The organism is Angustibacter aerolatus (genome assembly GCF_054776675.1).
This window is the reverse complement of record NZ_BAAHBM010000010.1, coordinates 39,758-66,584: the sequence shown is the minus strand read 5'-3', so window position 1 is coordinate 66,584 and position 26,827 is coordinate 39,758. Positions and strand designations below refer to the sequence as shown.

General features: G+C 76.0%; 25 protein-coding genes and 1 pseudogene. 19 read left to right on the top strand and 7 right to left on the bottom strand.

Translation table 11 applies throughout. The annotated features are described in order from the left end of the window. Positions 1-593, top strand: a pseudogene (locus tag ACYVI6_RS04520) (hypothetical protein); the annotation flags it as partial. Positions 594-758: 165 nt separating this feature from the next. Next, the gene (gene guaB / locus ACYVI6_RS04515) at positions 759-2,273 is read left to right on the top strand and encodes an IMP dehydrogenase (RefSeq protein WP_460445221.1); all 1,515 of its coding nucleotides are present in this window, start codon (positions 759-761) and stop codon (positions 2,271-2,273) included. Here guaB and ACYVI6_RS04510 read toward each other — a convergent pair. Next, positions 2,255-3,196 (bottom strand): Gfo/Idh/MocA family protein, encoded by a 942-nt coding sequence (locus ACYVI6_RS04510; RefSeq protein WP_460445220.1) that lies wholly within the window; start codon positions 3,194-3,196, stop codon positions 2,255-2,257. The two genes, guaB and ACYVI6_RS04510, sit on opposite strands and share 19 nt — an antisense overlap. Then, positions 3,193-3,924: a GntR family transcriptional regulator gene (locus ACYVI6_RS04505; RefSeq protein ID WP_460445219.1), complete on the bottom strand. Its 732-nt coding sequence runs from the start codon at positions 3,922-3,924 to the stop codon at positions 3,193-3,195. Before ACYVI6_RS04505 ends, ACYVI6_RS04510 begins: the two co-directional genes overlap by 4 nt. Positions 3,925-4,013: 89 nt before the next feature. Here ACYVI6_RS04505 and ACYVI6_RS04500 point away from each other — a divergent pair, with 89 nt between their 5' ends. From ACYVI6_RS04500 to ACYVI6_RS04470, 7 genes are all read left to right on the top strand, one after another. Then, positions 4,014-5,060, top strand: a complete 1,047-nt coding sequence (locus ACYVI6_RS04500; protein ID WP_460445218.1) for a Gfo/Idh/MocA family protein — start codon at positions 4,014-4,016, stop codon at positions 5,058-5,060. Between the two features lie 2 nt (positions 5,061-5,062). Further along, entirely contained in the window at positions 5,063-5,929 is an 867-nt protein-coding gene (locus ACYVI6_RS04495; protein WP_460445224.1) for a TIM barrel protein, read from the top strand. Then, positions 5,926-6,876 (top strand): 5-dehydro-2-deoxygluconokinase, encoded by a 951-nt coding sequence (gene iolC / locus ACYVI6_RS04490; RefSeq protein ID WP_460445217.1) that lies wholly within the window; start codon positions 5,926-5,928, stop codon positions 6,874-6,876. The genes ACYVI6_RS04495 and iolC overlap by 4 nt, the downstream gene beginning before the upstream one ends. A 32-nt stretch (positions 6,877-6,908) precedes the next feature. Next, entirely contained in the window at positions 6,909-7,808 is a 900-nt protein-coding gene (locus ACYVI6_RS04485) for a Cgl0159 family (beta/alpha)8-fold protein (protein ID WP_460445223.1), read from the top strand. Next, on the top strand, positions 7,805-8,677 hold the full coding sequence (gene iolB / locus ACYVI6_RS04480; protein WP_460445216.1) for a 5-deoxy-glucuronate isomerase: 873 nt from the start codon (positions 7,805-7,807) through the stop codon (positions 8,675-8,677). Before ACYVI6_RS04485 ends, iolB begins: the two co-directional genes overlap by 4 nt. After that, positions 8,674-10,578 (top strand): 3D-(3,5/4)-trihydroxycyclohexane-1,2-dione acylhydrolase (decyclizing), encoded by a 1,905-nt coding sequence (iolD, locus tag ACYVI6_RS04475; protein ID WP_460445215.1) that lies wholly within the window; start codon positions 8,674-8,676, stop codon positions 10,576-10,578. Before iolB ends, iolD begins: the two co-directional genes overlap by 4 nt. Positions 10,579-10,772: 194 nt before the next feature. Beyond that, positions 10,773-11,894, top strand: a complete 1,122-nt coding sequence (locus ACYVI6_RS04470; protein WP_460445214.1) for a GuaB3 family IMP dehydrogenase-related protein — start codon at positions 10,773-10,775, stop codon at positions 11,892-11,894. Between the two features lie 10 nt (positions 11,895-11,904). On the opposite strand, the gene ACYVI6_RS04465 is transcribed toward ACYVI6_RS04470, so the two are convergent. Beyond that, positions 11,905-13,434, bottom strand: a complete 1,530-nt coding sequence (locus ACYVI6_RS04465) for a CYTH and CHAD domain-containing protein (protein ID WP_460445213.1) — start codon at positions 13,432-13,434, stop codon at positions 11,905-11,907. A gap of 133 nt (positions 13,435-13,567) precedes the next feature. On the opposite strand from ACYVI6_RS04465, the gene ACYVI6_RS04460 reads away from it, so the two are divergent. Genes ACYVI6_RS04460 through ybaK form a run of 4 tightly spaced genes read left to right on the top strand, consistent with a single transcriptional unit; the run spans position 13,568 to position 16,940 of the window. After that, positions 13,568-15,157, top strand: coding sequence for a succinic semialdehyde dehydrogenase (locus ACYVI6_RS04460; protein ID WP_460445212.1), 1,590 nt, complete (start codon positions 13,568-13,570; stop codon positions 15,155-15,157). Positions 15,158-15,210: 53 nt separating this feature from the next. Next, positions 15,211-16,167 carry an oxidoreductase gene (locus ACYVI6_RS04455; protein WP_460445211.1) on the top strand — a complete coding sequence of 319 codons (957 nt, stop codon included), beginning with the start codon at positions 15,211-15,213 and terminating at the stop codon, positions 16,165-16,167. Further along, positions 16,164-16,445 (top strand): DUF427 domain-containing protein, encoded by a 282-nt coding sequence (locus ACYVI6_RS04450; RefSeq protein ID WP_284289815.1) that lies wholly within the window; start codon positions 16,164-16,166, stop codon positions 16,443-16,445. The genes ACYVI6_RS04455 and ACYVI6_RS04450 overlap by 4 nt, the downstream gene beginning before the upstream one ends. 3 nt (positions 16,446-16,448) lie before the next feature. Further along, positions 16,449-16,940: a Cys-tRNA(Pro) deacylase gene (gene ybaK, locus ACYVI6_RS04445; RefSeq protein WP_460445210.1), complete on the top strand. Its 492-nt coding sequence runs from the start codon at positions 16,449-16,451 to the stop codon at positions 16,938-16,940. A 108-nt stretch (positions 16,941-17,048) separates the two neighbouring features. Here the strand turns inward: ybaK and ACYVI6_RS04440 are convergent, their stop codons facing one another. From ACYVI6_RS04440 to ACYVI6_RS04430, 3 genes are all read right to left on the bottom strand, one after another. Beyond that, positions 17,049-17,954 carry an alpha/beta hydrolase gene (locus tag ACYVI6_RS04440; RefSeq protein ID WP_460445209.1) on the bottom strand — a complete coding sequence of 302 codons (906 nt, stop codon included), beginning with the start codon at positions 17,952-17,954 and terminating at the stop codon, positions 17,049-17,051. A 165-nt stretch (positions 17,955-18,119) separates the two neighbouring features. After that, positions 18,120-19,919 carry an ABC transporter ATP-binding protein gene (locus ACYVI6_RS04435; protein WP_460445208.1) on the bottom strand — a complete coding sequence of 600 codons (1,800 nt, stop codon included), beginning with the start codon at positions 19,917-19,919 and terminating at the stop codon, positions 18,120-18,122. After that, positions 19,916-21,634, bottom strand: a complete 1,719-nt coding sequence (locus tag ACYVI6_RS04430; RefSeq protein WP_460445207.1) for an ABC transporter transmembrane domain-containing protein — start codon at positions 21,632-21,634, stop codon at positions 19,916-19,918. Before ACYVI6_RS04430 ends, ACYVI6_RS04435 begins: the two co-directional genes overlap by 4 nt. Before the next feature lie 81 nt (positions 21,635-21,715). Between ACYVI6_RS04430 and ACYVI6_RS04425 the strand changes: the two genes are divergently transcribed. The 6 genes from ACYVI6_RS04425 to ACYVI6_RS04400 all read left to right on the top strand — a co-directional run bounded on the left by ACYVI6_RS04425 (position 21,716) and on the right by ACYVI6_RS04400 (position 26,213). Continuing rightward, positions 21,716-22,471, top strand: coding sequence for an SURF1 family protein (locus ACYVI6_RS04425; protein WP_460445206.1), 756 nt, complete (start codon positions 21,716-21,718; stop codon positions 22,469-22,471). Further along, the gene (locus tag ACYVI6_RS04420; protein WP_284289823.1) at positions 22,468-22,878 is read left to right on the top strand and encodes a DUF3817 domain-containing protein; all 411 of its coding nucleotides are present in this window, start codon (positions 22,468-22,470) and stop codon (positions 22,876-22,878) included. Before ACYVI6_RS04425 ends, ACYVI6_RS04420 begins: the two co-directional genes overlap by 4 nt. A gap of 93 nt (positions 22,879-22,971) precedes the next feature. Beyond that, positions 22,972-23,496: a hypothetical protein gene (locus tag ACYVI6_RS04415; protein WP_460445205.1), complete on the top strand. Its 525-nt coding sequence runs from the start codon at positions 22,972-22,974 to the stop codon at positions 23,494-23,496. A 46-nt stretch (positions 23,497-23,542) separates the two neighbouring features. Then, entirely contained in the window at positions 23,543-25,168 is a 1,626-nt protein-coding gene (guaA, locus tag ACYVI6_RS04410; RefSeq protein WP_460445204.1) for a glutamine-hydrolyzing GMP synthase, read from the top strand. Positions 25,169-25,223: 55 nt separating this feature from the next. Then, entirely contained in the window at positions 25,224-25,805 is a 582-nt protein-coding gene (locus ACYVI6_RS04405) for a hypothetical protein (protein ID WP_460445203.1), read from the top strand. Positions 25,806-25,811: 6 nt separating this feature from the next. Beyond that, the gene (locus tag ACYVI6_RS04400) at positions 25,812-26,213 is read left to right on the top strand and encodes a hypothetical protein (RefSeq protein WP_460445202.1); all 402 of its coding nucleotides are present in this window, start codon (positions 25,812-25,814) and stop codon (positions 26,211-26,213) included. On the opposite strand, the gene ACYVI6_RS04395 is transcribed toward ACYVI6_RS04400, so the two are convergent. Continuing rightward, positions 26,200-26,814, bottom strand: a complete 615-nt coding sequence (locus ACYVI6_RS04395; protein WP_460445201.1) for a hypothetical protein — start codon at positions 26,812-26,814, stop codon at positions 26,200-26,202. The two genes, ACYVI6_RS04400 and ACYVI6_RS04395, sit on opposite strands and share 14 nt — an antisense overlap. Positions 26,815-26,827: the final 13 nt, after the last annotated feature.

Below are 26,827 nucleotides of genomic sequence, written 5' to 3'. Positions count from 1 at the left end.
CGGGCGGCCCGCGCGCCGACGACGTGCAGCAGCTCAGCAGCCTCGCCGCCGGCCTGCCCGACGGCGGCGGCGCCGAGCTGCGCGAGCGCCTGGCGCAGCTGGCCCGGCAGACCGGTGCCGTCGTCCCCGGGGTCACCGGCACGGCCGGGGGACCCACCGGACCCACCGGACCCACCGGCGTGCCGTCGTCCGGCACCGGCGGGGGCCAGGGGTCGGCCGTCGCGGGCGGGTCGACCCACCAGACCGGCACCGGGCACGGGTCGCGCACGCACACCGGGCGTCCCACGCGCACGGGCTCACCGACCGAGCCCGGGTCACCGACCACCCGGCCGACGCGCACCCCGAGCGGCAGCCCCACGACGGGTCCGCGCCGGACGAAGCACCCGACGCCCACGACGTCCGAGCCCTCGACGTCGAGCAAGCCGCCGAAGCCCACCAAGACGCCGAAGCCCACCAAGACGCCGAAGCCGCCCAAGCCGAGCAGGACGGCGAAGCCGACCGAGCGCCCTCGGCCCCCGCAGACGCCGCCGCCCACGCCGACCGACCCCACCGCCCCGGCCACGACGCCCGGCGACGTCGACCACGTGAAGTAGGCCTGCGGCTGCTTCACGAGGGGCGCACGCCTCGCAGAGCGACCGTCAGCCCACGTCACGTGATCGACGACGAGGGGGGTGAGCCGCGCCACGTCGGGCGCGGCGGCGTGCGGGCCGGTGCTCCCGGCGGCTCGGACGCCGGCACGGCGCAGGTAGCATCGAGCAATGGCGCTCGCTGACGTCCCCGACAAGTTCGCCACCCTCGGCCTGACGTACGACGACGTCCTGCTGCTGCCCGGTGAGACCGACGTGGTGCCGGCGGAGGTCGACACCACGAGCCGGCTCACCCGCGAGCTGTCGCTCCGCGTGCCGCTGCTGTCGGCCGCGATGGACACCGTGACCGAGGCCCGGATGGCGATCGCGATGGCGCGCCAGGGCGGCATCGGCGTGCTGCACCGCAACCTGTCGATCGAGGACCAGGCGTACCAGGTCGATCTGGTGAAGCGGACGCAGACCGGGCTCATCCCGAACCCGGTGACCATCGGGCCGGACGCGACGCTCGAGCAGCTCGACGAGGTGTGCGGCCGGTACCGCATCTCCGGGCTGCCGGTGGTCGACGCCGAGCAGCGCCTGCTGGGCATCATCACCAACCGCGACCTGCGCTTCGTGTCGGTCAGCGAGTGGGCGACCACCAAGGTCGACGAGGTCATGACGCCGATGCCGCTCATCACCGCGCCGGTCGGGATCTCGCACGAGGACGCCACGACGCTGCTGCGCCAGCACAAGCGCGAGCGGCTGCCGCTGCTCGACGAGCAGGGCCGGCTGGCGGGCCTGATCACCGTCAAGGACTTCGTGAAGTCGGAGCAGTTCCCCGACGCGTCGAAGGACGCCCACGGCCGGCTGCTCGTCGGCGCGGCCATCGGCTACTTCGGCGACGCGTGGGAGCGCGCCACCACGCTGGTCGACGCCGGGGTCGACGTGCTGGTCGCCGACACCGCCCACGGTCACGTGCGGCTGCTGCTCGACATGGTGCAGCGGCTGAAGACCGACCCGGCCACCCGGCACGTGCAGGTGATCGGCGGCAACGTCGCCACCCGGGCCGGCGCCCAGGCGTTCGTCGACGCCGGCGCCGACGCGATCAAGGTCGGCGTCGGACCGGGCTCCATCTGCACCACCCGCGTCGTCACCGGCGTGGGCGCCCCGCAGATCACCGCCGTCTACGAGGCCTCGCTCGCAGCGGGCCCGGCGGGCGTGCCGGTGATCGCCGACGGCGGGCTGCAGTACTCCGGCGACATCGCGAAGGCGATCGTGGCCGGCGCCGAGTCGGTGATGATCGGCTCGCTGCTCGCGGGCTGCGACGAGTCGCCGGGCGACCTGATCTTCGTGAACGGCAAGCAGTACAAGGCCTACCGGGGCATGGGCTCGCTCGGCGCGATGAGCAGCCGCGGCAAGAAGTCGTACTCCAAGGACCGGTACTTCCAGGCCGAGGTCACCAGCGACGACCAGATCGTGCCCGAGGGCATCGAGGGCCGGGTCGCCTACCGCGGCCCGCTCGCGGCCGTCGCGCACCAGCTGGTCGGGGGCCTGCGCCAGTCGATGTTCTACGTCGGGGCGCGCACCGTGCCAGAGCTGGCGGCGAAGGGGCAGTTCACCCGCATCACGCAGGCGAGCCTGAAGGAGTCGCACCCGCATGACATCCAGATGACCGTCGAGGCCCCGAACTACAACGTCAGCCTCTGAGGCGCCCCGCCGGCGCGCCACGACGCGTCGGCGGCCTCGAGCACCACGGTGACGGCGAGCCCGTCGGCGGCGGTGGCGGCGCGCGGGTCGGTGCGGCCGGCCCGCACGGCGTCGACCCAGGCGACGAGCTGGCGCCGGTAGGCCTCGTCGAAGCGGTGCGTCCAGTCGGGGCTGCGCTCGAGCGGCGTGCCCACGACGCCGCCCGCCCCGCTCACCTCGAGTCCGACCTCGTAGTCCTGGTGCGCGCCGTACGACAGCTCGCTCACCGACACCGCGCCGGACGTCGTCCGCAGCCGCAGCAGCACCGCGGCGAAGTCGGGGCCGTCCGGGGCCGGCTCGCAGGACACCTCGACGACGTCGCAGCCAGTCGTCCAGCGCACCAGGTCGACGTCGTGCGAGGCGGAGTTGCGCCACAGCACCGACGGCTCGAAGGCGTACGCCGACACCGGGTTGCGGTGCACCGTGCGCAGCACCGAGGGGGCGCCGACCCGGCCGGCGTGCACGGCGTCGGCGACCGCGGCGAAGGCCGGGTCGTGGCGGCGCATGAAGCCGACCTGCACCAGGCCGCGCCCCGACTCCAGCTCGACCAGCGCGGCGGAGTCGGCGACCGACGTCGTGAGCGGCTTCTCGCACAGCACCGGCAGGTCGCGGTCGAGCGCGGCCCGCACCAGCGCGGCGTGCGTCGCGTCGGGGGAGGCCACCACGAGGGCGTCGACGTCGGCGCCGGCCGCCAGCTGCAGCCCGTCGCCGGTGCCGACGGCCCCGGTGCGCTCCACGACCGCGGCCACCGCGGCGTCCGACACGTCGGCGACGGCGGTCACCGCGACACCGGGCAGCGCCTGCAGCACCTGCGCGTGCGCCCGTCCCATGACGCCGAGCCCGACCACCCCGACCCGCAGCACCCCGCTCGCGACCGCGCTCACGACTGCGCCACCACGACCTCCACGCTGTAGTGCTCGCTGCGGTAGCAGTGGTCGCCGAGCTCGATGCCCTCGCCCGCGGCGTCGAACGCGGTGCGCGTCATGGTCAGCAGCGCGGCGCCCCGCCGGGTGCCGAGCTGTCGGGCCTCGGCGGCCGTGGCGGCCCGGGCGCCCAGCTGCTGCCGCGCCACGGTCGGCTGCCCGCCGCGCTCGCGCAGCAGCGTGTAGAGGCCGGCGCCCTCGAGGTCGTCGCGCGAGAGGTCGGCGAACCGCGGTGGCAGCCAGTTGCGCATGAGCGCCAGCGGTTCGCCGCCCGCGAGCCGCAGCCGGTCGACCCGCAGCAGCGGGGTGCCGGGCTCGAGGCCGAGGGCGGCGCAGGCTCGCGCGTCCTGCACGCCGGGGTCGACGGCGAGCACCTGGGTGGTCGGGGTGCGCCCCTCGCGGGCCAGGTCGTCGTACAGGCTGGTCAGCCGGGCCCGGCGGTGCACCATGCGGCTGGCCACCTGCGTGCCGACGCCGCGCTGGCGCACCAGCAGGCCCTGGGCGACCAGGTCGCCGATGGCCCGGCGCACCGTGGGCCGCGACACCCCAAGCCGGGCCGCCAGCGCGACCTCGTTCTCGATGCCGTCGCCCGGCGCCAGGCGCCCGTCGTCGACCGCCGCGGCCAGCTGCTCGGCCAGCTGCGACCACAGCGGCAGCGGGCTCGTGCGGTCGAGGTCGAGGCGCAGCACGCGGGCAGCCTAGCCAGGTCAGGTGCGGTTGTCCGAATGTCCTGACATGTGGTTGACACGGCTGCGCCGGGCGCGCCAGGCTGCCGGTCATGCGGATCGGGTTGGCCGGCGTGGGCCGGATCGGTGTCGAGCACGCGCGCGCCCTGGCCGGGCACCCCGACGTCGACGGCCTCGTCGTGCAGGACGCGCTACCGGCGCGGGCCGCCGAGGTGGCCGCCGAGCTGGGCGTCGAGCACGTGCCGGACGTCGCGGGCCTGGTCGCCGCCGGGGTCGAGGCGCTGGTGATCGCGGCCGCCACCGACGCGCACGCCGCGCTGGTGCTCGCCGGCGTCGACGCCGGCCTGCCGGTGTTCTGCGAGAAGCCGGTCGCGGCCGACCTGGCGGGCACGCTGCTGGTGCGCGACCGCGTCGCGGCGGCCGGTGCGCTCGTGCACGTCGGGTTCCAGCGCCGCTTCGACGCCGGGTACACCGCCGCGCGCGAGGCCCTGCGAGCCGGCCGGCTGGGCGAGCTGCGACGCGTGCACCTGGTCACCTGCGACCCCAGGCCGCCGGCGGTGCAGTACGTCCCGCGCAGCGGCGGCATCTACCGCGACATGCACATCCACGACTTCGACGCGCTGCGCTGGGTCACCGGTCGCGAGGTGGTCGAGGTGTACGCCGTGGGCGCGGCGCGCGGGCACGAGGTCTTCGCGGCGTCCGGTGACGTCGACGAGCAGACCGCCGTGCTCACGCTGGACGACGGCACGCTGGCGACCGTGCAGGGGTCTCGGCACAACGGCGCCGGGTACGACGTGCGCATGGAGCTCGCCGGCACCGACGACACGTTGGTCGTGGGCCTCGACGAGCGGGTGCCGCTGCGGTCGGCCGAACCCGGTGTCAGCTTCCCGCACCAGCCGTCGTGGCCCGGGTTCTGGGACCGGTTCACCCCGGCGTACGTCGCGGAGATGACCGCGTTCGTGGCGATGGCGCGCGGCGAGGCGCCCAGCCCGTGCACCGTCGACGAGGCGCTCGCCGCCCTGCTCGTCGCCGAGGCCGCCGACCGGTCGCGCCGCGAGCACCGGGCGGTCCGCGTCGCCGAGATCGCCGAAGCCGTTGCACCGCAGGCGGTCTCGACGCTGCAGGAGGCCGGCGCGTGACCGTGCTCACCGAGCGTCTCGCCGGTGCCCCGATCTCGTGGGGCGTGTGCGAGGTGCCCGGGTGGGGGTACCAGCTCGAGCCCGAGCGGGTGCTGCGCGAGATGCGCGAGCTGGGCCTGCGCGCGACCGAGCTCGGACCCGACGGCTTCCTGCCGGCCGACCCGGCCCAGGCCGCGGCCGCGCTCGCCGCCGAGGGCCTGGCCTGCGCCGGCGGCTTCGTGCCGGTGGTGCTGCACGACCCGGCCCACGACCCGCTGCCCGGTCTCGACCGCTCGATCGACCAGCTGCTCGCGGCCGGTGCGGCCACCGTGGTGCTGGCCGCCGCCACCGGTGCCGACGGCTACGACGCCCGGCCCGACCTCGACGCCGACGGGTGGGCGCTGCTGCTGCGCCGCCTCGACGAGCTGACCGACCACGCGCAGGCCCGCGGCCTGCAGGCGGTGCTGCACCCGCACGTCGGCACGATGGTCGAGCGCGGCGACGAGGTCGAGCGGGTGCTCGACGGGTCGCGCACGGCGCTCTGCCTCGACACCGGGCACCTGCTGGTCGGGGGCACCGACCCGCTCGACGTCGTCCGGTCGCACGCTGCACGTGTTGCGCACGTGCACCTGAAGGACGTCGACGCCGCTGTCGCGCAACGCGTCCGCGCCGGCGAGCTGGGCTACGCGGAGGCCGTGGCGCAGGGGCTGTACCGCCCCCTGGGCCAGGGCGACGTCGACGTGGCCGGCATCGTGCGGCTGCTCGAGGGGTCCGGGTACCAGGGCTGGTACGTCATGGAGCAGGACACCGTGCTCGACGGCCCGCCGAGCGGCGAGGGCCCGCTCGCCGACGTCCGCGCCGGCGTCGAGCACCTGCGGCGGCTGGCGTGAGCGAGCAGCCGTTCGACCTGATCACCATGGGCCGCATCGGGGTCGACCTCTACCCGCTGGAGGCCGGGGTGCCGCTGCAGCACGTCGAGCGGTTCGGCCGGTTCCTCGGCGGCAGCGCCACGAACGTCGCGGTGGCGGCGGCGCGGCACGGTCGGCGCACCGCGGTCGTGACGCGCACCGGCGCCGACCCGTTCGGCACGTTCGTGCACGAGGCGCTGCGCGACCTCGGCGTCGTCGACCGGTGGGTGACCCCCGTGGCCGAGTGGCCCACGCCGATCACCTTCTGCGAGATCTTCCCCCCGGACGACTTCCCGATCTGGTTCTACCGCACACCCACCGCCCCCGACCTGCAGCTCACGCCGGAGCAGGTCGACGCCGCGGCGGTCGCCTCCGCCCGCGTGCTCTGGACGACGCTGACCGGCCTGTCGCAGCAGCCGAGCCTCGACGCGCACCGCTTCGCGTGGCGGGCCCGCGGTCGGCTGCGGCACACCGTCATCGACCTCGACTGGCGCCCCGCGTTCTGGCCGGACGTCGAGGCCGGGCGCGAGCGCGCGCTGGAGGCCGTGGCGGCGTCGACCGTGGCCGTCGGCAACCGCGACGAGTGCGAGGTCGCGGTGGGCGAGCGCGACCCCGACGCCGCGGCCGAGGCGCTGCTCGCGCTCGGCGTCGAGCTGGCGGTCGTGAAGCAGGGCCCCGACGGCGTGCTGGCGCGGACGGCCGACGAGCGCGTGGTGGTGCCGGTGCACGAGGTCGAGGTGCTGAACGGCCTGGGCGCGGGCGACGCGTTCGGCGGGGCGCTGGTGCACGGGCTGCTGGAGGGCTGGCCGCTGGAGCGGACGCTGCGCTTCGCCAACGTGGCCGGGGCGATCGTCGCCTCGCGGCTGGAGTGCTCGACCGCGATGCCGACGACCGCCGAGGTCGAGCACGAGCTGGGGGTGGCGGCGTGAACGCTCCGGAGGGCGGCGGCTCGGTGCGGGCGATCGGGCCGACGGCGTTCGCCGCGTCGCTGGCTGCGCTGACCGACGTCCGGGCCCGGCACCCCGAGGCGGTGGCCGAGGCCGCGCTGGTGCGTCGCCGTCGTCCGCTGCTGCCCGACGACGGGCGTCTGCTGCTGGTGGCCGCCGACCACCCGGCGCGCGGCGCCCTCGGCGTCCGCGGCGACGGGCAGGCGATGGCGAGCCGCAGCGACCTGCTGGCGCGGCTGCGGGTGGCGCTGGCCAGGCCGGGGGTCGACGGCGTGGTGGCGACGCCCGACGTGGTCGACGACCTGCTGCTGCTCGGTGACCTCGACGACCGCGTGGTGATCGGCTCGATGAACCGCGGCGGCCTGCAGGGTGCGGCGTTCGAGCTGGACGACCGGTTCACCGGGTACGACGCCCGATCCCTTGCGGCACAGGGCTTCGAGGGCGGCAAGATGCTCGTGCGCATCGACCCGTCGGACGCCGGCTCGGTGCGCACGCTGGAGGCGGCGGCCCGGGTGGTGGGCGAGCTGGCCGACCGCGACCTGGTCGCGATGATCGAGCCGTTCTGGTCCGGGCGCCGCGACGGCCGGGTGGTGAACGACCTGAGCCCCGAGGCCGTCGTCCGCTCGGTGCACGTGGCGCAGGCGCTCGGGCCGACGAGCGCGCGCACCTGGCTGAAGCTGCCGGTGGTCGAGGAGATGGAGCGGGTGGTCGACGCCACCACGCTGCCGACGCTGCTGCTGGGCGGCGACCCCACCGGCCACCCCGACGACACCTACGAGCGGTGGGCGCGCGCCGTCGAGCTGCCCGGGGTGCGCGGGCTCGTGGTGGGTCGCGCCCTGCTGTACCCGGCGGACGACGACGTGGCCGCGGCGGTCGACGTCGCCAGCGGCATCGTGCACGGCGGTGCGTCGTGAGCCGCTGGCACCTGCCGGTCGGGACCACTGCGGCACAGGGGTTCTCGACGGTCGTGACGCCCGAGGTCGCGGGGTGGTCGTACTGCGGTGTGCGGGTGCTCGAGCTCGCCGCGGGCGGCTCGCAGGTGGTCGAGACCGGTGCCGACGAGGTGATCGTGCTGCCGCTGGAGGGCTCGGCGGTGGTCCAGGTGGCCGGCGAGCGGTTCGAGCTGATCGGCCGGGCGAGCGTGTTCACCGGGCCGACCGACTTCGCCTACCTGCCGCGCGACGCCGTGGCCACGGTGCGCAGCGAGGGCGGCGGCCGGTTCGCGCTGCCGGCGACGCGGGCCCGGCGCGCCCTGCCGCCGCGGTACGGACCCGTGTCGGGCGTGCCGGTCGAGGTGCGCGGGGCCGGCCGGATGACCCGCCAGGTCAACAACTTCTGCACGCCCGAGGCGTTCGAGGCCGACAGCATGATCGCGTGCGAGGTGCTGACGCCCGGCGGCAACTGGTCGTCGTACCCGCCGCACAAGCACGACCACGCCGGGCCGGGGGAGTCGGAGCTCGAGGAGATCTACCTGTTCGAGGTGGCGCCCTCGCCGTCCGGTGAGCCGGGCGTGGCGTACCACCGGGTCTCCGCCAGCGACGAGCGGCCGGTCGACGTGCTGGCCGAGGTGCGCAGCGGCGACGTGGTGCTCGTGCCCTACGGCTGGCACGGGCCGTCGATGGCCGCGCCGGGGTACGACCTGTACTACCTGAACGTGATGGCCGGGCCGGGCGCCGAGCGCGCGTGGAAGATCACCGACGACCCGGCGCTGGCCTGGGTGCGCGGCACGTGGGACGGCGCGGCGACCGACCCGCGGCTGCCGGTGGGAGGGGGCGGCGCATGACCGAGCAGACGGTCCGGCTGACGGTGAGCCAGGCGCTGGTGCGGTTCCTCGCCGCGCAGCGCAGCGAGCGCGACGGCGTCGAGCAGCGGCTGGTCGAGGGGTGCTTCGGCATCTTCGGCCACGGCAACGTCGCCGGCGTCGGCCAGGCCCTGCTGCAGGCCGAGCTCGACGAGCCCGGCGCGCTGACCTACCACCAGGCGCGCAACGAGCAGGCGATGGTGCACGCCGCCGTGGCCTTCGCCCGGGTGCGCGACCGCCTGCAGACCATGGCCTGCACCACGTCCGTCGGGCCGGGCGCCACCAACATGGTCACCGGGGCCGCGCTGGCCACGATCAACCGGCTGCCGGTGCTGCTGCTGCCCGGCGACGTGTTCGCCACCCGTGCGTCGGGCACCGTGCTGCAGCAGCTCGAGCACCCGCAGGGCTTCGACGTCAGCGTGAACGACGCGCTGCGCCCGGTGTCGGCGTACTTCGACCGCGTCTGGCGGCCCGAGCAGCTGCCGTCGACCCTGCTCGCCGCGATGCGCGTGCTGACCGACCCGGCGCTGACCGGTGCCGTCACGATCGCGCTGCCGCAGGACGTGCAGGCCGAGGCGCACGACTGGCCGGTCGAGCTGTTCGAGCCGCGGGTGTGGCACGTCGCGCGGCCGGTGCCCGAACCCGCTGTGCTGCAACGGCTCGCGGCGCTGCTGCGGTCGGCCGAGCGGCCGCTCCTCGTCGCCGGCGGCGGCGTCGTCCACTCCGGGGCGACCGAGGCGCTGCGGGCGTTCGCCGAGGCGACCGGCGTCCCGGTGGCGCAGACGCAGGCGGGCAAGGGCGCGATGGCCGCCGACCACCCGCTCTGCGTCGGGGCGGTCGGCGCCACCGGCACCACGTCCGCGAACGAGCTGGCCCGCGGCGCCGACCTGGTGATCGGCGTCGGCACCCGCTGGAGCGACTTCACCACCGCCTCGCTCACCGCGTTCGCGCACCCCGGCGTCCGGTTCGCCAACGTCAACGTCGCCGGCGCGGACGCCGTGAAGCTCAGCGGCCTGGCCGTGGTCGCCGACGCCCGCGAGGCGCTGACCGGGCTGACGGCTGCGCTCGACGGCTGGAAGGTCGACCCGGCGCACCGGTCGCGCGCCGAGCGGCTGGCCCGCGAGTGGGACGCCGTCGTGACCCGCTGCTACGACGCCGGCGCCGATCCCGAGAGCGCTCCCACGCAGGCGCAGGTGATCGGTGCGGTCGAGGCGGCGTCCGGGCCGCGCGACGTCGTGCTCTGCGCGGCCGGCTCGATGCCCGGCGACCTGCACAAGCTGTGGCGGGCCCGCGACCCGAAGGGGTACCACGTCGAGTACGGCTTCTCCTGCATGGGCTACGAGATCGCCGGCGGGCTCGGCGCGCGGATGGCCGCCCCGGACCGCGAGGTCTTCGTCATGGTCGGCGACGGGTCGTACCTGATGCTCGCCACCGAGCTGGTGACCGCCGTCCAGGAGGGCGTGAAGCTCGTCGTGGTGCTCGTGCAGAATCACGGCTTCGCCTCGATCGGCGCGCTGTCGGAGAGCCTGGGCTCGCAGCGGTTCGGCACGTCGTACCGGTACCGCGGCGCGTCCGGTCGGCTCGACGGCGACCTGCTGCCCGTCGACCTCGCCGCCAACGCCGAGAGCCTCGGCGCCGACGTGCTGCGCTGCACCACGCTGGGCGGGCTGCGCGACGCGCTGGCCCGCGCCACGGCGTCCGACCGCACGACGGTGGTGCACGTCGAGTGCTCGGCGCAGACCGGCGCCCCCGACAGCGACGCGTGGTGGGACGTGCCGGTCGCCGAGGTCTCGACCCTGCCCAGCACGCAGGCGGCCCGCACGACGTACGAGGCCGCCCGCGCCGCCCAGCGCCCGCACCTCGCCCCGCCCCCACCCGCCTGACCCGCCCCCGGCCCGACCCGCCCCCGCGACGCGGGCCACGTTCAGTTGGCTCACGCACCGTTCCATGGGTGTGCACGCCCATGGAACGGTGCGGGAACCCCTTGCGCGGTGCGCGAGCCGACTTCACGTGGCTCGCGTCGGCAGGCCGGCCGGGGCGGGACGACGGCACCCGGCGCCCCGGTACCCTTGCCGCCGTGACCGAGATCGAGATCGGCAGGGGAAAGCGCGGCCGTCGGGCCTACTCGCTGGACGACGTGGCCGTGGTGCCGAGCCGCCGCACGCGCGACCCGCAGGAGGTCTCGGTCGCGTGGCAGATCGACGCCTACCGGTTCGAGCTGCCGGTGCTCGCCGCGCCGATGGACTCGGTGATGTCGCCCGCGACGGCGATCGCGATGGGCCGGGCCGGGGGGCTGGGCGTGCTCGACCTCGAGGGGCTCTGGACCCGGTACGAGGACCCGGAGCCGCTGCTCGCCGAGATCGCGTCGCTCGACCCGGCGTCCGCGACCCGGCGCATGCAGGAGGTCTACGCGGCCGACGTGCAGCCCGACCTCATCGTCGAGCGGCTGCGCCAGGTGCGCGAGGCGGGCGTCACCGTCGCCGGGGCGCTCACCCCGCAGCGCACGCAGCAGCTGTGGAAGTCCGTGGTCGACGCCGGGGTCGACCTGTTCGTCATCCGCGGGACGACGGTCAGCGCCGAGCACGTGTCGGGGCGCGCCGAGCCGCTGAACCTCAAGCGCTTCATCTACGAGCTCGACGTGCCGGTCATCGTCGGCGGCTGCGCGACGTACACCGCGGCGCTGCACCTCATGCGCACCGGCGCGGCGGGCGTGCTCGTCGGCTTCGGCGGCGGGGCGGCGCACACCACCCGCACCACGCTGGGCATCCACGCGCCGATGGCGACCGCGCTGGCCGACGTCGCCGCCGCCCGCCGCGACTACATGGACGAGTCCGGCGGCCGGTACGTGCACGTGATCGCCGACGGCGGCATGGGCAAGAGCGGCGACCTCGGCAAGGCGATCGCCTGCGGCGCGGACGCCGTGATGCTGGGCGCCGCGCTCGCCCGGGCCGTCGAGGCCCCGGGGCGCGGCTGGCACTGGGGGCCCGAGGCGCACCACCAGGAGCTGCCGCGCGGCGAGCGGGTGCACGTCGGCACGCTTGGGCCGCTGTCAGAGATCCTCGAGGGGCCGGGCCGCTCCGCCGACGGCACCACGAACCTGGTCGGTGCGCTGCGCCGCGCGATGGCGACCTGCGGCTACAGCGACCTCAAGGAGTTCCAGCGCGTCGAGGTCGTCGTCGCGCCGTACCAGCCGGTCTGAGCCGCGCGGGCTAGGGCCGCTCGGGGCGCAGCCGCGCCCAGCCGTCGGCGAACTCGCGGCGGCTGCGCTCGGCCAGCGCCTGCTGCCCGGCGTGCAGCAGGCCGTAGGTGAACGCGTTGTCGCCGTCGAGGTGCGCCCGCACGCCGAGCTCGCGCAGCGCGTCGAGCGCCACGGCGGCGTCCTGGTGGTCGCCCAGCAGCTGCTGCACGTGGTGCGCCGAGGCGGCGAGCCGCTTGGCGGGCTTGCCGACCACCGGCCGCGCCGACTCCGCGACGTACCGCAGCCGCTTGGCCGCCTTGCGCGTGGCGTGCAGCAGCTCGTCGGCGGAGGTGCCGTCGGCCGCCTCGCCCGGCCCGGCCAGGGCCGCGCGAGCCCGGCGGTCGAGCCGCTTCCACTCGTGCCGCAGCACCTGCTCGAGGCCCTTCGCGGCCGGCGCCTGCGCCGCCTCGGTGAGCGGCGGGTCGGCGGCCAGCGCGTCGAGGGCGTCGAGCAGCCGGTAGTACCGGCGTCCGCCGAGCGCGGCGGTGACGGCTCGGGCGGCGCGCTGCTCCGCGCCCGCGAAGTGCGTGTCGACGCGGGCGGCGACCGGGCCGAGCACCAGCTCGGGCGGCAGCTCGCGAACGGCGGTCAGCAGCCGCTCGCCGGTGACGTGGGCGTCGCGGGCCTCGCCGAGCAGCCGGCCGAACCAGCGCAGCTCCTCGGCCAGCGGCTGCGTCGCCGCGGGGTCGAGCAGCGCGGCGTACGCGGTGAGCGTCGAGCGCAGCCGGCGCACCGAGAGCCGGGCCTCGTGCACGGCGGCCGTGCGCTGCGCCAGGTCACCGGACCGCAGCGCCGGGTCGGCGGTCACCAGCGTCGCCGTCTGCGTCCGCACGAACGCCTGCACCAGCTCGCCCGTCGACGACCCGCGCCCGGGCAGCGCGGGGACGGCGCGCAGCCGCTTCGGCAGGCGGCCGAGCGCCCGCGCCTGCTTGGACGGCGTGTCGCTGACCTGCGCGCCGGCCGCGAGCAGCAGCACCTCGACGGCGTCGAGCAGCGCCGTGTCGCCGTGCGGCCCGAGCTCGACCTCCCACTCGCGCCACGCCTGGTCGCCGCGCGGCCCGGTGGTCGTCACGACGTCGTCGCAGACCTCGGCCAGGGTGCGGCCCTCGGCGTCGAGCAGCGTCCGCAGGGTGCGGCGGGTGCTGATGGTGGTCACCGGCCCCAGCGGGTGGTCTCGCACCAGGGCGCGCACCGGCTCGAGCAGCGCGGCGGGCGGTCTCGTCGAGCGGCCGAGCGGGGCGGTGCGCTCGAGGCGCCCCGCGGCGTCCGGCAGCTTGAGCGTCCAGCCGTCGTCGTGCCCTCCGCGCCGCCGCCGCAGCGTGACCCGGGCGCGGGCCAGCGCCAGGTCGGCGGTGTCGTGGTAGACCGCCTCGAGCGGCAGCACCTGGGGCGGGGTGACGCGCTCGACGCCCTCGACCTCCAGCAGCTCGGGCAGCAGCGTCTCGTCGTCGACGTCGTAGGTGCGCTCGACCTCGAGGTGCTGCTCGGGCTGCTTCGGCACGTGGCCTCCAGGTGCGTGTCGTCGGTGCCGTGGTCTCGGACGCTACGACAGGACGCGGGGGCGCGCGACGGCACGACGGTGAGCGCTCGGTGAACCCTGCCGCTCGTCCCGCGCCGCGGGCTACGGTGGTCGGGTGAGCGACACCGTGGTCGACCCGCAGACCGACCCGTCGGCGACCTGGGCGGTCGACCCGGCCACGAGCCGGCGGCTGGCCCGGCGGGTCGTCGCCGCGCCGAGCGCCCCGACCACCACCACGCGCGCACCCGCGACGGGTGCGCCGCTGACCCAGCTGCCGACGTCCACGCCGGACGACGTGCGGGTGGCCGCCGACGCGGCCCGGGCGGTGCAGCGCGGCTGGGGACGGCGCTCGCTGGCCGAGCGCGCCCGTCCGCTGCTCGTGCTGCACGACCTGCTGCTCGACCACCAGACCGAGCTGCTCGACCTGATCCAGCTGGAGAACGGCAAGGCCCGCGCGCACGCCTTCGAGGAGGTGCTCGACGTCGCGACGCTGTGCCGGCACTACGCGCGCCGGGCGCACCAGTACCTCGGGCCGAAGCGGCGGCAGGGCCCGTTCCCGGTGCTGTCGAAGGCGCTCGAGCTGCGCCAGCCCAAGGGCGTGGTCGGCGTCATCAGCCCGTGGAACTACCCGCTGACGCTGGCGATCGGCGACGTGGTGCCGGCGGTGCTGGCCGGCAACGGCGTGGTGCTCAAGCCCGACACGCAGACCGCGCTGACCGCCCTGCGCGCGGTCGAGCTGCTCGTGCAGGCCGGCGTGCCGGACGGGCTGGTGCAGGTGGTGCTCGGTGACGGGCCGACGATCGGCGGCGCGGTCGTCGACGTCGCCGACGCGGTGTGCTTCACCGGCTCGACGGCGGTCGGCCGGCAGGTGGCCGCACAGGCCGGCGCGCGACTGGTGAGCGCGACGCTCGAGCTCGGCGGCAAGAACGCGATGTACGTGGCGGACGACGCGAACCTCGAGCGCGCGGTCGAGGGCGCGGTGCGCGGGTGCTTCGCCAGCACCGGGCAGCTGTGCATCAGCGCCGAGCGCCTCCTGCTGCACGAGGAGGTCGCCGACGCGTTCCTCGACCGCTTCGTCGCCCGGGTGCGGGCGCTGCGCCTCGGGCCGGGGCTCGACTACGCCGTCGACGTGGGCTCGCTGACCAGTGCCCGTCAGCTCGACGTCTGCGTCGAGCACGTGCGCGACGCGGTGGCCCACGGTGCGCGGGTGCTCGCCGGTGGCCGGGCCCGGCCCGACCTGGGGCCGCTGTTCTTCGAGCCGACCGTGCTCGAGGGCGTGGTGCGGGAGGCCGCCTGCTACGCGCACGAGACGTTCGGCCCCGTGGTGTCGGTGTACCGGGTGCGCGACGACGCCGAGGCGGTCGAGCGCGCCAACGAGGGCGACTACGGCCTCAACGCGAGCATCTGGACGCGGGACACCGCCCGGGGCCGGCGCATCGCCTCGCGCATCGTGGCCGGCACGGTCAACGTGAACGAGGCGTACGCCGCGACCTGGGCGAGCGTCGGTGCGCCGATGGGCGGCATGCGGGCCAGCGGCCTCGGGCGGCGGCACGGCGCCGAGGGCGTGCACGACTTCACCGAGGCGCAGACGATCACCACGCAGCGCCTCTGGGGCTTCGGCGTCCCGCCCGGCATGACGTCGGAGCAGTGGGCGCGCGCCCTGACCGCCGGGGTGCGGGTGATGAAGCGCGTCGGCGTGCGCTGAGCCGCTCGGGGGCTGCGCGTGCGGCCGCTCGACCCGACCGTGATGATGCACCGGTGAGCAGCCACCGCTGGACGCCGTCCGACCTGCCCGACCTGCACGGCCGCCGAGCCGTCGTGACCGGCGCCAGCTCGGGCATCGGCGTCCCGACCGTGCTCGAGCTCGCCCGGCACGGCGTCGACGTCGTCATGGCGGTGCGCGACCCGGCGAAGGGCGACCGGGCGCTCGCGGAGGTGCGCCGCGGGCTGAGCGCCGCGCCCGGTGCCGGCGGCGTCGAGCTCGGCGTGCTCGACCTCGCCGACCTGGCGTCGGTGCGGGCGTTCGCGCGGCAGTGGTCCGGCCCGCTGCACCTGCTGGTGAACAACGCCGGCGTGATGGCGCTGCCGCAGCGGCAGACCACCGCCGACGGCTTCGAGATGCAGCTCGGCACCAACCACCTCGGGCACTTCGCGCTCACCGGTTCGCTGCTGCCGCACCTGCAGTCCGACGACTCGGGCCGACCCGCCCGCGTGGTCACGCTGACGAGCGTCGCGCACACCGCGGGCCGGGTGAACCTGACCGACCTGCAGTCCGAGCAGCGCTACCGGGGCTGGACCGCGTACAGCCAGAGCAAGCTCGCGAACCTGCTGTTCACGATGGAGCTGCAGCGGCGCGCCGTCGCCGCCGGGTGGCCCCTGCTGAGCGTCGCCGCGCACCCCGGCTTCGCCGCCACGAACCTCATCTCGGCCGGCCCGGCCAGCCGCTCGAAGCTGCTCGGCGCGGTGGCCGGCGTCGTCTCGCGGCCGTTCAGCCAGTCGGCCGAGCACGGTGCCTGGCCCACCCTCTACGCCGCCGGCGCCCCCGACGTCCACGGTGCCGAGCTGGTCGGGCCGGGCGGTCTCGGCGGCACCCGCGGGCACCCGGTGAAGGCCGTCGCATCACCCACGGCATACGACGTCGACCTCGCGGGTTTGCTCTGGCAGCGGTCGCTGGAACTCACCGGCGTCGCGTTCGACGTGAAGGAGCAGTCATGAAGGCCGTGTGGCAGGGCATCGTCATCGCCGAGAGCGACGACACCGTGGTCGTCGAGGGCAACCACTACTTCCCGCGCACCGCGCTGCGCGACGACGTGCTGGTGCCGAGCGACACCACCAGCGTGTGCCCGTGGAAGGGCACCGCGTCGTACTACTCGCTCGCGGCCGAGGGCCACGAGTCGGCCGACGCCGTCTGGTACTACCCGCAGCCGAAGGACGCCGCGAAGCAGATCACCGACCGCGTGGCGTTCTGGCGCGACGTCGAGGTCACGGCCTGACCGATGGCCAGGGGTGGCAAGCACGTCGGCACGCCGGCGACCGTCGCGGTCGCCCGTGCCGGCGTGCCGCACACCCTGCACACTTACGAGCACGACCCGGCGACCCGGCACTTCGGTGACGAGTCGGTCGCCGCGCTCGGGGTGAGCGCCGAGCGGGTGCTGAAGACGCTGGTCGCCGACGTCGACGGCACGCTCACCGTCGCGGTGCTGCCGGTGTCGGCGTCGCTCGACCTCAAGGCGCTCGCCGCGGCGGTCGGCGGCAAGCGCGCCGCCATGGCCGACCCGGCCGCCGCGGAGCGCAGCAGCGGGTACGTCGTCGGCGGCATCTCACCGATCGGCCAGCGCCGCCCGCTGCGCACCGTCGTCGACGCCTCGGTGTCGGCCCACGAGACGGTGCTCGTCTCGGCCGGACGTCGCGGCGCCAGCCTCGAGCTCGCGCCCGCCGACCTCGTGCACCTCACCGCCGCCGTCCTCGCCCCCGTCGCCCGCACCTGAGCGCCCGGAGCGCGCGCCGGCGCGGGGCACGATCGTGGCAACGGCCTTCGCTGGGGCGGTGCTCGTCGCCACGATGATGCTCGGGCCAGGCGGCGGTCAGGCGGCGGGTCAGGTGAGGTGCCGGCCGAGGAAGCGCAGCTGGGCCGGCAGCACGCTGCGCCAGTAGCCGGGCGTGTGGTAGCCGGCGCTGAGGCCGCCGGCGGGCCGCGGGTGCACGGCCGAGCGGTAGGCGCGGGTGGTGGTGGCGAACGGGTCGCTCGAGCCGCAGCTGACGGTGACCGGCAGCCCGTGCAGACCGGGGTCGCGCACCAGGTCGCCCCAGCGGCGCCAGTCGGCGGGGGAGTCGAACGAGCCGCGCGAGGTGCCGCCGGCCGAGGCGAAGAGCGCGGGGCTGGACGCCGCGGCGACGACGACCCGCACGTCGCCGGTGCGCCCCGCGGCCGACTCGCGCGCGGTCGACAGCGCGCCGAAGCCGCCCATCGACCAGCCCATGACGCCGATCCGGCCAGTGCGCAGCCCGCGGTCGGCCATGCGGGGGAGCAGCTCGGTGAGCACCATGCCGAGCGGGTCGTCGCCGTCGGCGCGCGGGTGCCAGTAGCGGTCGGGGCCGCCGTCCGGGGCGACCACGGCGAACGGCCGCCCGCCGTCGCGCACGTGCGCCGCCAGGAACGCCGGCATCGCCACGTTCCGCAGCAGGTACTCGGCGCCGGTGGAGCGCGCACCGTGCAGCGCCACGACGAGTGGCAGGTCGCGCTCGTCGACGTCCGGCGGCGCGACGAGGGTCCAGCCGACGCGGGTGCCGCGGGCGCGCGACGCGAACGAGCCGGTGACCGTCGTGCCGCTCGGGCCGACCGGCGGCGTCAGGTCGGCGTCCGGACGGTGCAGCGCCTGGTCGAGCCGCACCCGTCCCGGCAGCAGGTCGCGCTCGACCGCCGCGTAGCCACCACCCGCCGCGCCCACCACCGCCGAGGCGCCGCCGAGCAGCACGGCGCGACGGCTCGGACGACGGGGCACCGCGCGATCGTGGCAGCCGGGCTCCGGGCGCGGGTGCAGATCCGGTGAGGGTCACGCGCAGGGAGCAGCGCCGTGGAACGTGGCGCCAGGGGGCGGGGCGGAACGGGCGGGGCGTGGACGCGGGGCCGGCACCGGGGGTGGACGGCCGGCCCCGCGTCACACGGCCTAACGAGCGGACGGCTCGGAGGTCACGGGTGCATCGGTCCAGCTCCGCCAGAGCGCCGCGTAGGCGCCGTCGGCGGCGAGCAGCTCGTCGTGCGTGCCGATCTCGGTGATCCGGCCGCCCTCGACGACCGCGACCCGGTCGGCGTCGTGCGCGGTGTGCAGGCGGTGCGCGATGGCCAGCACGGTGCGGCCGTCGAGCACCGCCGAGAGCGAGCGCTCGAGGTGCCGGGCCGACTGCGGGTCGATGAGCGACGTCGCCTCGTCGAGCACCAGCGTGTGCGGGTCGTTCAGCACCAGCCGGGCGAGCGCCAGCTGCTGGGCCTGCGCCGGCGTCAGCTCGTGCCCGCCCGAGCCGACCTCGGTGTCGAGCCCCTGCGGCAGCCGGTCGGCCCAGCTCAGCGCGTCGACCGCGTCCAGCGCGTCGCGCAGCTCGGCGACGTCGGCCTCGGGCCGGGCCAGCCGCAGGTTGTCGGCGAGGGTGCCGACGAACACGTGGTGCTCCTGCGTGACGAGCGCGACGTGGCTGCGCAGGTCGTCGAGCTCGAGGTCGACCAGCGGGACGCCGCCGACGTCGACCCGGCCCTGCGTGGGCGCGTTGATGCCGGCCAGCAGCCGCCCCAGGGTGGACTTGCCGGCGCCCGACGGTCCGACGACAGCGAGCCGCTCGCCGGGCGCCAGGTCGAGGTCGATGCCGCCGAGCACGTCGTGCCCCGGCCGGTAGGCGAAGCGGACGTCGCGGGCGGTGATCCGGTCGTCGTCCGGCACCTCGCCGGTGGGCGTGCGGTCGTCGGGCACGTCGCCGATGCCGATGATGCGGGCGTACGACGCGGCACCGACCTGCACCTCGTCGAGCCACGACAGCAGCTCGTCGACCGGCTCGATGAGCTGGATGACGTAGAGCGTGACCGCGGTGACCTGCCCGGCGGTGGCGTGCCCGCCGTGCACCAGCCAGCCGCCCCAGAGCAGCACGAGCGCGACCGGCAGGAAGTAGCTGAAGTCGATCGACGGGAACCACCAGCTGCGCAGCCACAGCGTGTAGCGCTCGGCGCCGTAGCAGCGGCTCAGGTCGGCGTCGACGCGCCGGCGGCGGGCGTCACCCAGCCCCAGCGCGTCGACCGTGCGCGCGCCGTCGACCGTCTCGGTGACCGTGCCGTTCAGCACCGCGTAGCTGGCGTTCTCGGCGAGGTAGCCGGCGGGAGCGCGCTTCAGGTACCAGCGCGACGTCGCGGTGAGCAGCGGCACGGCGAGCAGCACCGGCAGCGCCACCCGCCACCCGGCGACGAACGTGGCGGCCACGGTGAGCAGCGTCGTCATCGTGGCGACGATCACCGTGGGGACGGCGTACCGGACGGTGTGCGAGAGCGCCTCGACGTCGCGGGTGGTGCGGGTGACGAGGTCGCCGGTGCCGGCCCGCTCGACGGTCGAGAGCGGCAGCTGCGTCACGCGGTGCATGAACGCGTCGCGCAGCTGGGCGAACACCAGCTCGCCGAGCACGAACGACTGCCGCCGGGCGGCCCACGTCAGCAGGGTCTGCGCCACGACGGCGATCGCCAGCACCAGCGCCAGCGCGTCGACCCGGCCGAGCCCGGCGCCGCCGCGCAGCTCGTCGACGCGCCGCCCGACCAGCGCCGGCCCGACGAGTCCGGCGAGCGCGGCGGCGGCGAGCAGCGCCAGCACGCCGCCCAGGCTGCGGCGGTGCTGGCCGAGCAGCGCCTTCGCCTCGCGGCGGACGGTCTGCGGCGAGGCGACCGGCAGCGCGGTCGGGCTCGGGGGCGCGGGCTGCGTGCGCGGCGAGCTCATGCGTCCTCCCCTCGGATCACGGTGCGGCGGTAGGCGGGCACGGTGCGCAGCAGCTCGCGGTGCCGGCCCTCGGCGGCCACCTCGCCGTGCTCGAGGAACACCACGCGGTCGGTGTGGTCGAGCAGCAGCGGGCTGGCGGTGGTGACGACGGTGGTGCGGCCGGCCCGGTGCTCGCGCAGCCGGGCGGCGACGGCGGCCTCGGTGTGTGCGTCGACGGCGCTGGTCGGCTCGACGAGCACCAGCGCGGGCGCGTCGGTGAGCAGGGCGCGGGCGAGCGACAGCCGCTGCCGCTGGCCGCCGCTGAACGAGCGGCCGCGCTCCTCGACCTCGCTGTCGAGGCCGTCGGGCAGCGCGTCGAGCACGTCGTCGGCGGCGGCCGCGTCGAGGGCCGCCGACAGCTCGTCGTCCGGCACCGGTCGCGGCCCGGTCAGCTGCTCGCGCAGCCCGCCGGTGAACAGCCGCGGCTCGCTCTCGCTCACGACCACGTGCCGGCGCACGGCCTCGAGCGGCAGCAGGTCGAGCCGCTCGCCGCCCAGCGTCACCGGTGCCCCGGCGACCTCGCTGAAGCGGCCCAGCCGGTCGGCGAGCGCCGCCGACTGCTCGGGGTGCTCGCTCACGACGGCGGTCAGCAGGCCCGGCTCGATGGTCACGCCGGACGTCGGGTCGTGCAGCGGGGCGTCGGGCAGCGGGTCGGCGCGCCGACCGTCGGTGCGGTCGAGCACGCCGGGCGAGACGCGCAGCACGGCGATGATCCGGCCGGCGCCCACGTGGGCCCGGGTCAGCTTGTCGAGCGTCTCGGTGGCGGTGCGCAGCGGCGTCACCAGGAACGCCGACAGCCCGTAGAACTGCACGAGGTCGCCCACGCTGATGTCGCCGCGCACGGCGAGCCGCGCGCCGAGCCAGGTCACCAGCACGACGAACACGCCGGGCAGCAGCACCTGGGCGGCGTCGAGCGTGGCCTGCACGCCGGCGACCCGCACGCCCGACTGCCGCACCTGCTCGGACCGCGCGGTGTACACGTCGACGAACGTGCGCTCGCCGCCGATGCCGCGCAGCACCCGCAGCCCGGCCACGGTGTCGGCGCCCAGGGTGGTGAGCCGGCCGGCCTGCTCGCGCTGCGCGGCCTGGCGGCGCTGCAGCGGCTTCACCAGCAGGCCCAGCACGGCGGTGAGCGCGGGCACGCCGATCAGCACGAGCAGCCCGAGCGGCGTCGAGATGCTGGTGAGCACCACGGCGACCACGACGTAGCTGACGACGGCGCCGGCGAACCGGGCGGTCACGTCGTACGCGCCGCCGAAGCGCATGGCGTCGTTCGTGACGACCGACACGACCTCGCCGGTGGGGATGGTGCGCGGCAGCGCCTCGCCGGTGCGGGCGGTGTGGTGGCCGACGAGCTGCGCGGTGCGGAAGCTCGCCATCAGCCAGTTCGAGACGGCGGCGCGGTGCCGCAGCAGCCCGGTGCCGGCGGCCGTGACGGCGAGCGCGACCACGGCGAGCGACCAGCGCACGAGGGCGCCGCCGTCGCCGGTGACCACGCCCTCGTCGATGGCGCGCCCGACCGCGACCGGCACCAGCGCCTGGCAGACCATCCAGAGCACGCCCCACAGCACGCCGAGCAGCAGCGTCGCCTTCTGCCCGCGCGCGACCCACCACATGTACCGCCAGGGACCCCGCAGGTCGGGGTCGCCCGGGTCGTCGAGGGGGAGGGTGCGCACGTCCGCCAACGGTACGGGCAGGTGCCGACAGCCGACGAACCGATTACCGGCCGCCGGGGCCGCCCGGGTTACGGTCGTGGGGTGCTGAGGACCGCCCTGCGACCGCGCTGGCTGGCGCTGCTCGGGGCGGTCCTGCTGGTCTGCGTCGCGTTCGGGTTCGCCGGGTCGTGGCAGCTGGGTGTGGCGCGCGACAAGGGTGCCGAGCGCGAGCGGCGCGAGCTGGCGTCGGCCCCGCGGGTGCCGGTGCAGCAGGTGGCGCAGCCCCAGCGGTCGTTCCCCGCCGCCGGCGTCGGACGCCGGGTGAGCGTCGAGGGCGCGTACGACGCCACGCGGCAGGTGCTCGTCGGCGACCGGTCGCACCCGGGGGTCTGGGTGGTGACCGCCGTGCAGGTCGAGGGCGGCTGGCTGCCCGTGGTGCGCGGGGTCGTCGCGTCGTCCACCGCCCCCGTCGCCCCGCCGTCCGGCACCGTGCGCGTCGAGGGCGTGCTGCAGCCCGACGAGGCGCCGCCGGAGGCCCCGGTCGCCGGCGCCGTGCTGAGCCGCCTCGACGCCGCCGACCTGGCGAACCGCTGGGGCACCCCCATCTACAACGGGTACGTCGTGCTGACCGCCGAGCGCGCGACCGGCGCCGCGGGCGACCCGGTGCAGCGCGTGCCGGCCCCCGCGCCCGCCGCCTCGGGCATCGCCTGGCGCAACGCGGCGTACGCCGTCCAGTGGTGGGTGTTCGCGGCGTTCGCCCTCGTGCTGTGGTGGAAGATGGTGCGGCAGGACCACGAGGACGCGCAGCGGGCGCTCGAGCCCGGGCGGCCCGGACCACAGGTGCAGGGAGTGCGATGAGCGAGCAGGTCACGTCCGGGACGAGCCGCAGCCACCTGCGCCGCGGGCCGGACGCCGTGCGCGGGCCGCTGCTGCGCTACCGCGTCATGGCGATCGTCACCGGCGTCATGCTGCTGCTGCTCTGCCTGGAGATCCTGCTGAAGTACCTCGTCGTGAAGCCGGACGGCGGGTGGGCCGGTGACGTCGTCGCGATCGTGCACGGCTGGATCTACGTCGTGTACCTGGTCACCGTGCTGAACCTGTGGTCGGCGCTGCGCTGGCGGCTCGGCCGGCTGCTGGCCCTCGTGCTGGCCGGCGTCGTGCCCGGCCTGTCGTTCGTCGTCGAGCGGCGGGTCGTGCGCGAGGTGACCGAGGCGCTGGCCACCGGCCACGACCCGAGCGGCGACACCCCCGCCGTCCCGCGCTAGGTCGCACCCGCTCCGTGTTGCCGGGCGCGTCGAGGTCCGAGACGCTGCCTGACGGCTCACGGGAGGCACCCGCGGGCGCCTGAGGAGGACCCCGTGAAGCCCTGGATCGTCGTCGTGATCGCCGTGGTCGTGGTGCTGCTGCTGGTGGCGCTGCTGGTGCTGCCGCGCGTGCGGCGGCAGCGGGCCGAGCGGCAGCGGGTGCAGGCCGAGCGCGACCAGCGCCGCGCGCAGGAGCACCTGACCGAGGCGCGCGAGAGCGGTGCGAAGGCCGAGCGCGAGCGCGCCCTGGCCCAGGAGCACGTGGCCCGCGCCCAGCGCGAGCGCGCCGAGGTCGAGCTGCAGGGCGCCGAGAAGGAGCGCGAGGCCCGCGAGCGGCTGGCCGCCGCCGAGCGGCACGAGTCGACGTCGCAGGAGCTGCGCGAGAAGGCGCACGAGCTCGACCCGCACGCCGACGCGCACGCCGCGGCGCCGGAGCAGGACGGGACGACGGGTCACCACCGGGCCGACGTCGTCGACCTCCGCGACGGGCGCGACGAGACGGCGGGGCCGGACGCCGGTGACGGCACCGCGCACGGCGACGACACCGCGCACGGCGACGGCGGCGCCACCGCTCGCTAGACCGGGAGGGGCCGGCCGGTCGCGCCGCGCCCGATAGGCTCGTGCGGTGAGCGACGTCGTCCCCGAGACCCCTCCCGCCACCGAGCTCGAGCCGGGCCCGACCGACCTCGAGGCGCGTCCCGTCCTCGTCGTCGACTTCGGCGCCCAGTACGCCCAGCTCATCGCCCGGCGGGTGCGCGAGGCGAGCGTCTACAGCGAGGTCGTGCCGCACACGATGCCGCTGGAGCGGATGCTCGAGCGCGACCCCGCGGCGATCGTGCTGTCGGGCGGGCCGAGCAGCGTCTACGAGGACGGCGCGCCGTCGGTCGACCCGGCGCTGTTCGAGGCGGGTGTGCCGGTGCTGGGCATCTGCTACGGGTTCCAGGCGATGGCGAAGGCGCTCGGCGGCGAGGTCGCGCACACCGGCCAGCGCGAGTACGGCGGCACGCCGGCCCGGGTGCGCACCGAGGCGTCGACGCTGTTCCGCGGCCAGACCGACGAGCAGTCGGTGTGGATGAGCCACGGCGACAGCGTGCAGCAGGCGCCCGAGGGCTTCGCCGTCACCGCCGAGACCGTCGACACCCCCGTCGCCGCGTTCGAGGACGACGAGCGCCGGCTCTACGGGCTGCAGTGGCACCCCGAGGTGCTGCACTCGACGTTCGGGCAGCGCGTCATCGAGAACTTCCTCACCAAGGGCGCCGGCCTCGAGCAGTCGTGGACGGCGGGCAACGTCGCCGACGAGCTGGTCGAGCGCATCCGCCAGCAGGTCGGCGACGCGCAGGTGATCTGCGGGCTGTCCGGTGGCGTCGACTCCTCCGTCGCGGCGGCCCTCGTGCAGCGCGCCGTGGGCGACCAGCTGACCTGCGTGTTCGTCGACCACGGGCTGCTGCGCGAGGGCGAGGTCGAGCAGGTCGAGCAGGACTTCGTGCAGGCCACCGGCGTCGCGCTGAAGACGGTCGACGCGAAGCAGCAGTTCCTCGACGCGCTCGCCGGCCTCACCGACCCGGAGGAGAAGCGCAAGGCGATCGGCCGCGAGTTCATCCGGGTGTTCGAGCAGGCCGCCCGCGAGGTCGTCGACGACGCGTCGTCCGACGGGCACCCCGTGCGGTTCCTCGTGCAGGGCACCCTCTACCCGGACGTCGTCGAGTCCGGCGGCGGCGAGGGCGCCTCGAACATCAAGAGCCACCACAACGTGGGCGGCCTGCCCGACGACCTGCAGTTCGAGCTGGTCGAGCCGCTGCGCACGCTGTTCAAGGACGAGGTGCGCGCCGTCGGCCTCGAGATCGGCGTGCCCGAGGCCATCGTGTGGCGCCAGCCTTTCCCCGGCCCCGGCCTCGGCATCCGCATCATCGGCGAGGTCACCGCCGAGCGCCTCGACACCCTGCGCCGCGCCGACGCCATCGCCCGCGAGGAGCTCACCGCCGCCGAGCTCGACCGCACCATCTGGCAGTGCCCCGTCGTGCTGCTCGCCGACGTCCGCAGCGTGGGCGTGCAGGGCGACCACCGCACCTACGGCCACCCCGTCGTGCTGCGCCCCGTCTCCAGCGAGGACGCCATGACGGCCGACTGGTCGCGGCTGCCCTACGACGTCCTGGCGCGCATCAGCACCCGCATCACGAACGAGGTCCCCGAGGTCAACCGGGTCGCCCTCGACGTCACCAGCAAGCCCCCGGGCACCATCGAGTGGGAGTAGCCGGCGCGAGGTCGTGAGATCGTGGGAGGACCAGCACCACGACGAGGGGCGCATCTTGCAGACTGACGCAGCACCGGCAACCGACCAGGTCGACGACGTCACGGCGGTCGAGGCGGCCGAACCGGTCGACCCGGCCGACGCCATGGAGGCCTGGGCCCAGGTCGCGCACGACGAGCTGGTCGAGACGGCGAAGCGGTACAACGCCGTGATCACCACCAAGGAGCTCGGTGAGCGCGTGCAGGAGGTCTCGGGTGCTCGCACGACGGTGCTGCTGCAGCACTGGATCACCAAGCTGCTCGACGCCGTCGCGACGCAGGCCGCCGCCGCGGGCGAGCCGCCGCTGGCGTCGCTGGTCGTCCGCCCCGACGGCGGTGCCGGCGCCGCGTACGGCCGCAGCGCCCGGACCGCCGGCGACGCGGCGGTCGCCGACCTCGACGCGCTCGCGGCGCAGCACCGGCTGCTCTGCTACCAGGCGTTCGCCGAGGACCTTCCGGACGGCGGCGGCCGCGTGACCCTCACCCCCCAGGTGGCGGCCCGCAAGGAGCGCGCCCGGGCGCAGGTCGAGCGTCCGGTCAACCTCTGCCCGGTGCACTACATCGCGCTGCCGGTCAGCGGGCACTGCGAGCTCTGCGACTGACCGACCGTGACGCGCTCCGTGGTCGACGCACGTGCCCTGCTGCACGTCGTCGAGCACGAGGTACAGGTGCACGAGGCGCAGCGGCTGGTGGCGCCGAGCGCGGTGCGCTCGCAGGCGCTGCAGCTGCTGCTCGACGACGTGCTGGCCGGACGGCGCACCGAGCGCGAGGCGCGGGCGCTGCACGACCGCACGACCGAGGTGAAGATCCGCGCGCTCGGTGACCGGGTGTCGCGGTGGACGTCGTGGCAGGTGGCCCGCGAGCAGGGGTGGACGTCGCTGCGGCACGCCGAGTACGTCGCGGTGACGCGGCTGCAGGCCGACGTGCTGGTGGCGCTCGACCCGGCGCTGGTCGAGGCGGCCCGCGGGCTGGTGCCGCTGGCCGACGTCGAGTCGCTCAGCTCGCCGTAGCGCCGAGCCGCCCACCGTAGGAGCCGACCAGGGCCGAGGCCACCACCCGGGCGTCGGCGTCGGCGACGTCGGCGGGGTACTCGGGCAGCAGGTCGTCCCACACCGGCAGCCACGACCCCCACAGCTGGCCCTGGCCCTCGGGTCGGGCGAACAGCCACACGTGCAGGTGCGCCGCGCCGTCACCGATCCGGTAGACGTGGCAGCGGGCGACGTGGGGGAGCGCCTGCACGTGCCGGGTGAGGTGCACCTGCAGCACCCCGAGCTCGGCGGCGAGGTCGTCGGGCAGGTCGGCCAGGTCGTGGTGGTCGCGCGGGTGCAGCATCAGCACCAGCGGGACGCCGACGCCCTCGACGCGGGTGAGGCGCCACCGGTCGTCGAGCCACAGCCCCTCGTCGCGCCGCGCGCACGACGAGCAGTCGGCCGGGTCCTCGCCGTGCCGCGGCGGCTCGGGCAGCACCGGGGGCAGCAGCCGCGCGGTGCGCAGACCCTCCTGCTCGAACGGGCTGATGTCCCAGCCGGTCATCCGCGACAGCGGCAGGCGCTGCTCGTCGTCGGCGGCGGCGAGGGCGTGGGCGTGGAGCTCCTCGGGCGTCAGCGGCACCCGGCGACGCTAC

Coding starts and splice junctions, on each gene's coding strand:
- ACYVI6_RS04420 (WP_284289823.1), top strand. CDS start 22,468: ATGAGCGAGCAGGTCACGTCCGGGACGAGCCGCAGCCACCTGCGCCGC.
- ACYVI6_RS04450 (WP_284289815.1), top strand. CDS start 16,164: ATGAAGGCCGTGTGGCAGGGCATCGTCATCGCCGAGAGCGACGACACC.
- ybaK (WP_460445210.1), top strand. CDS start 16,449: ATGGCCAGGGGTGGCAAGCACGTCGGCACGCCGGCGACCGTCGCGGTC.
- iolD (WP_460445215.1), top strand. CDS start 8,674: ATGACCGAGCAGACGGTCCGGCTGACGGTGAGCCAGGCGCTGGTGCGG.
- ACYVI6_RS04500 (WP_460445218.1), top strand. CDS start 4,014: ATGCGGATCGGGTTGGCCGGCGTGGGCCGGATCGGTGTCGAGCACGCG.
- guaB (WP_460445221.1), top strand. CDS start 759: ATGGCGCTCGCTGACGTCCCCGACAAGTTCGCCACCCTCGGCCTGACG.
- ACYVI6_RS04435 (WP_460445208.1), bottom strand. CDS start 19,919: ATGAGCTCGCCGCGCACGCAGCCCGCGCCCCCGAGCCCGACCGCGCTG.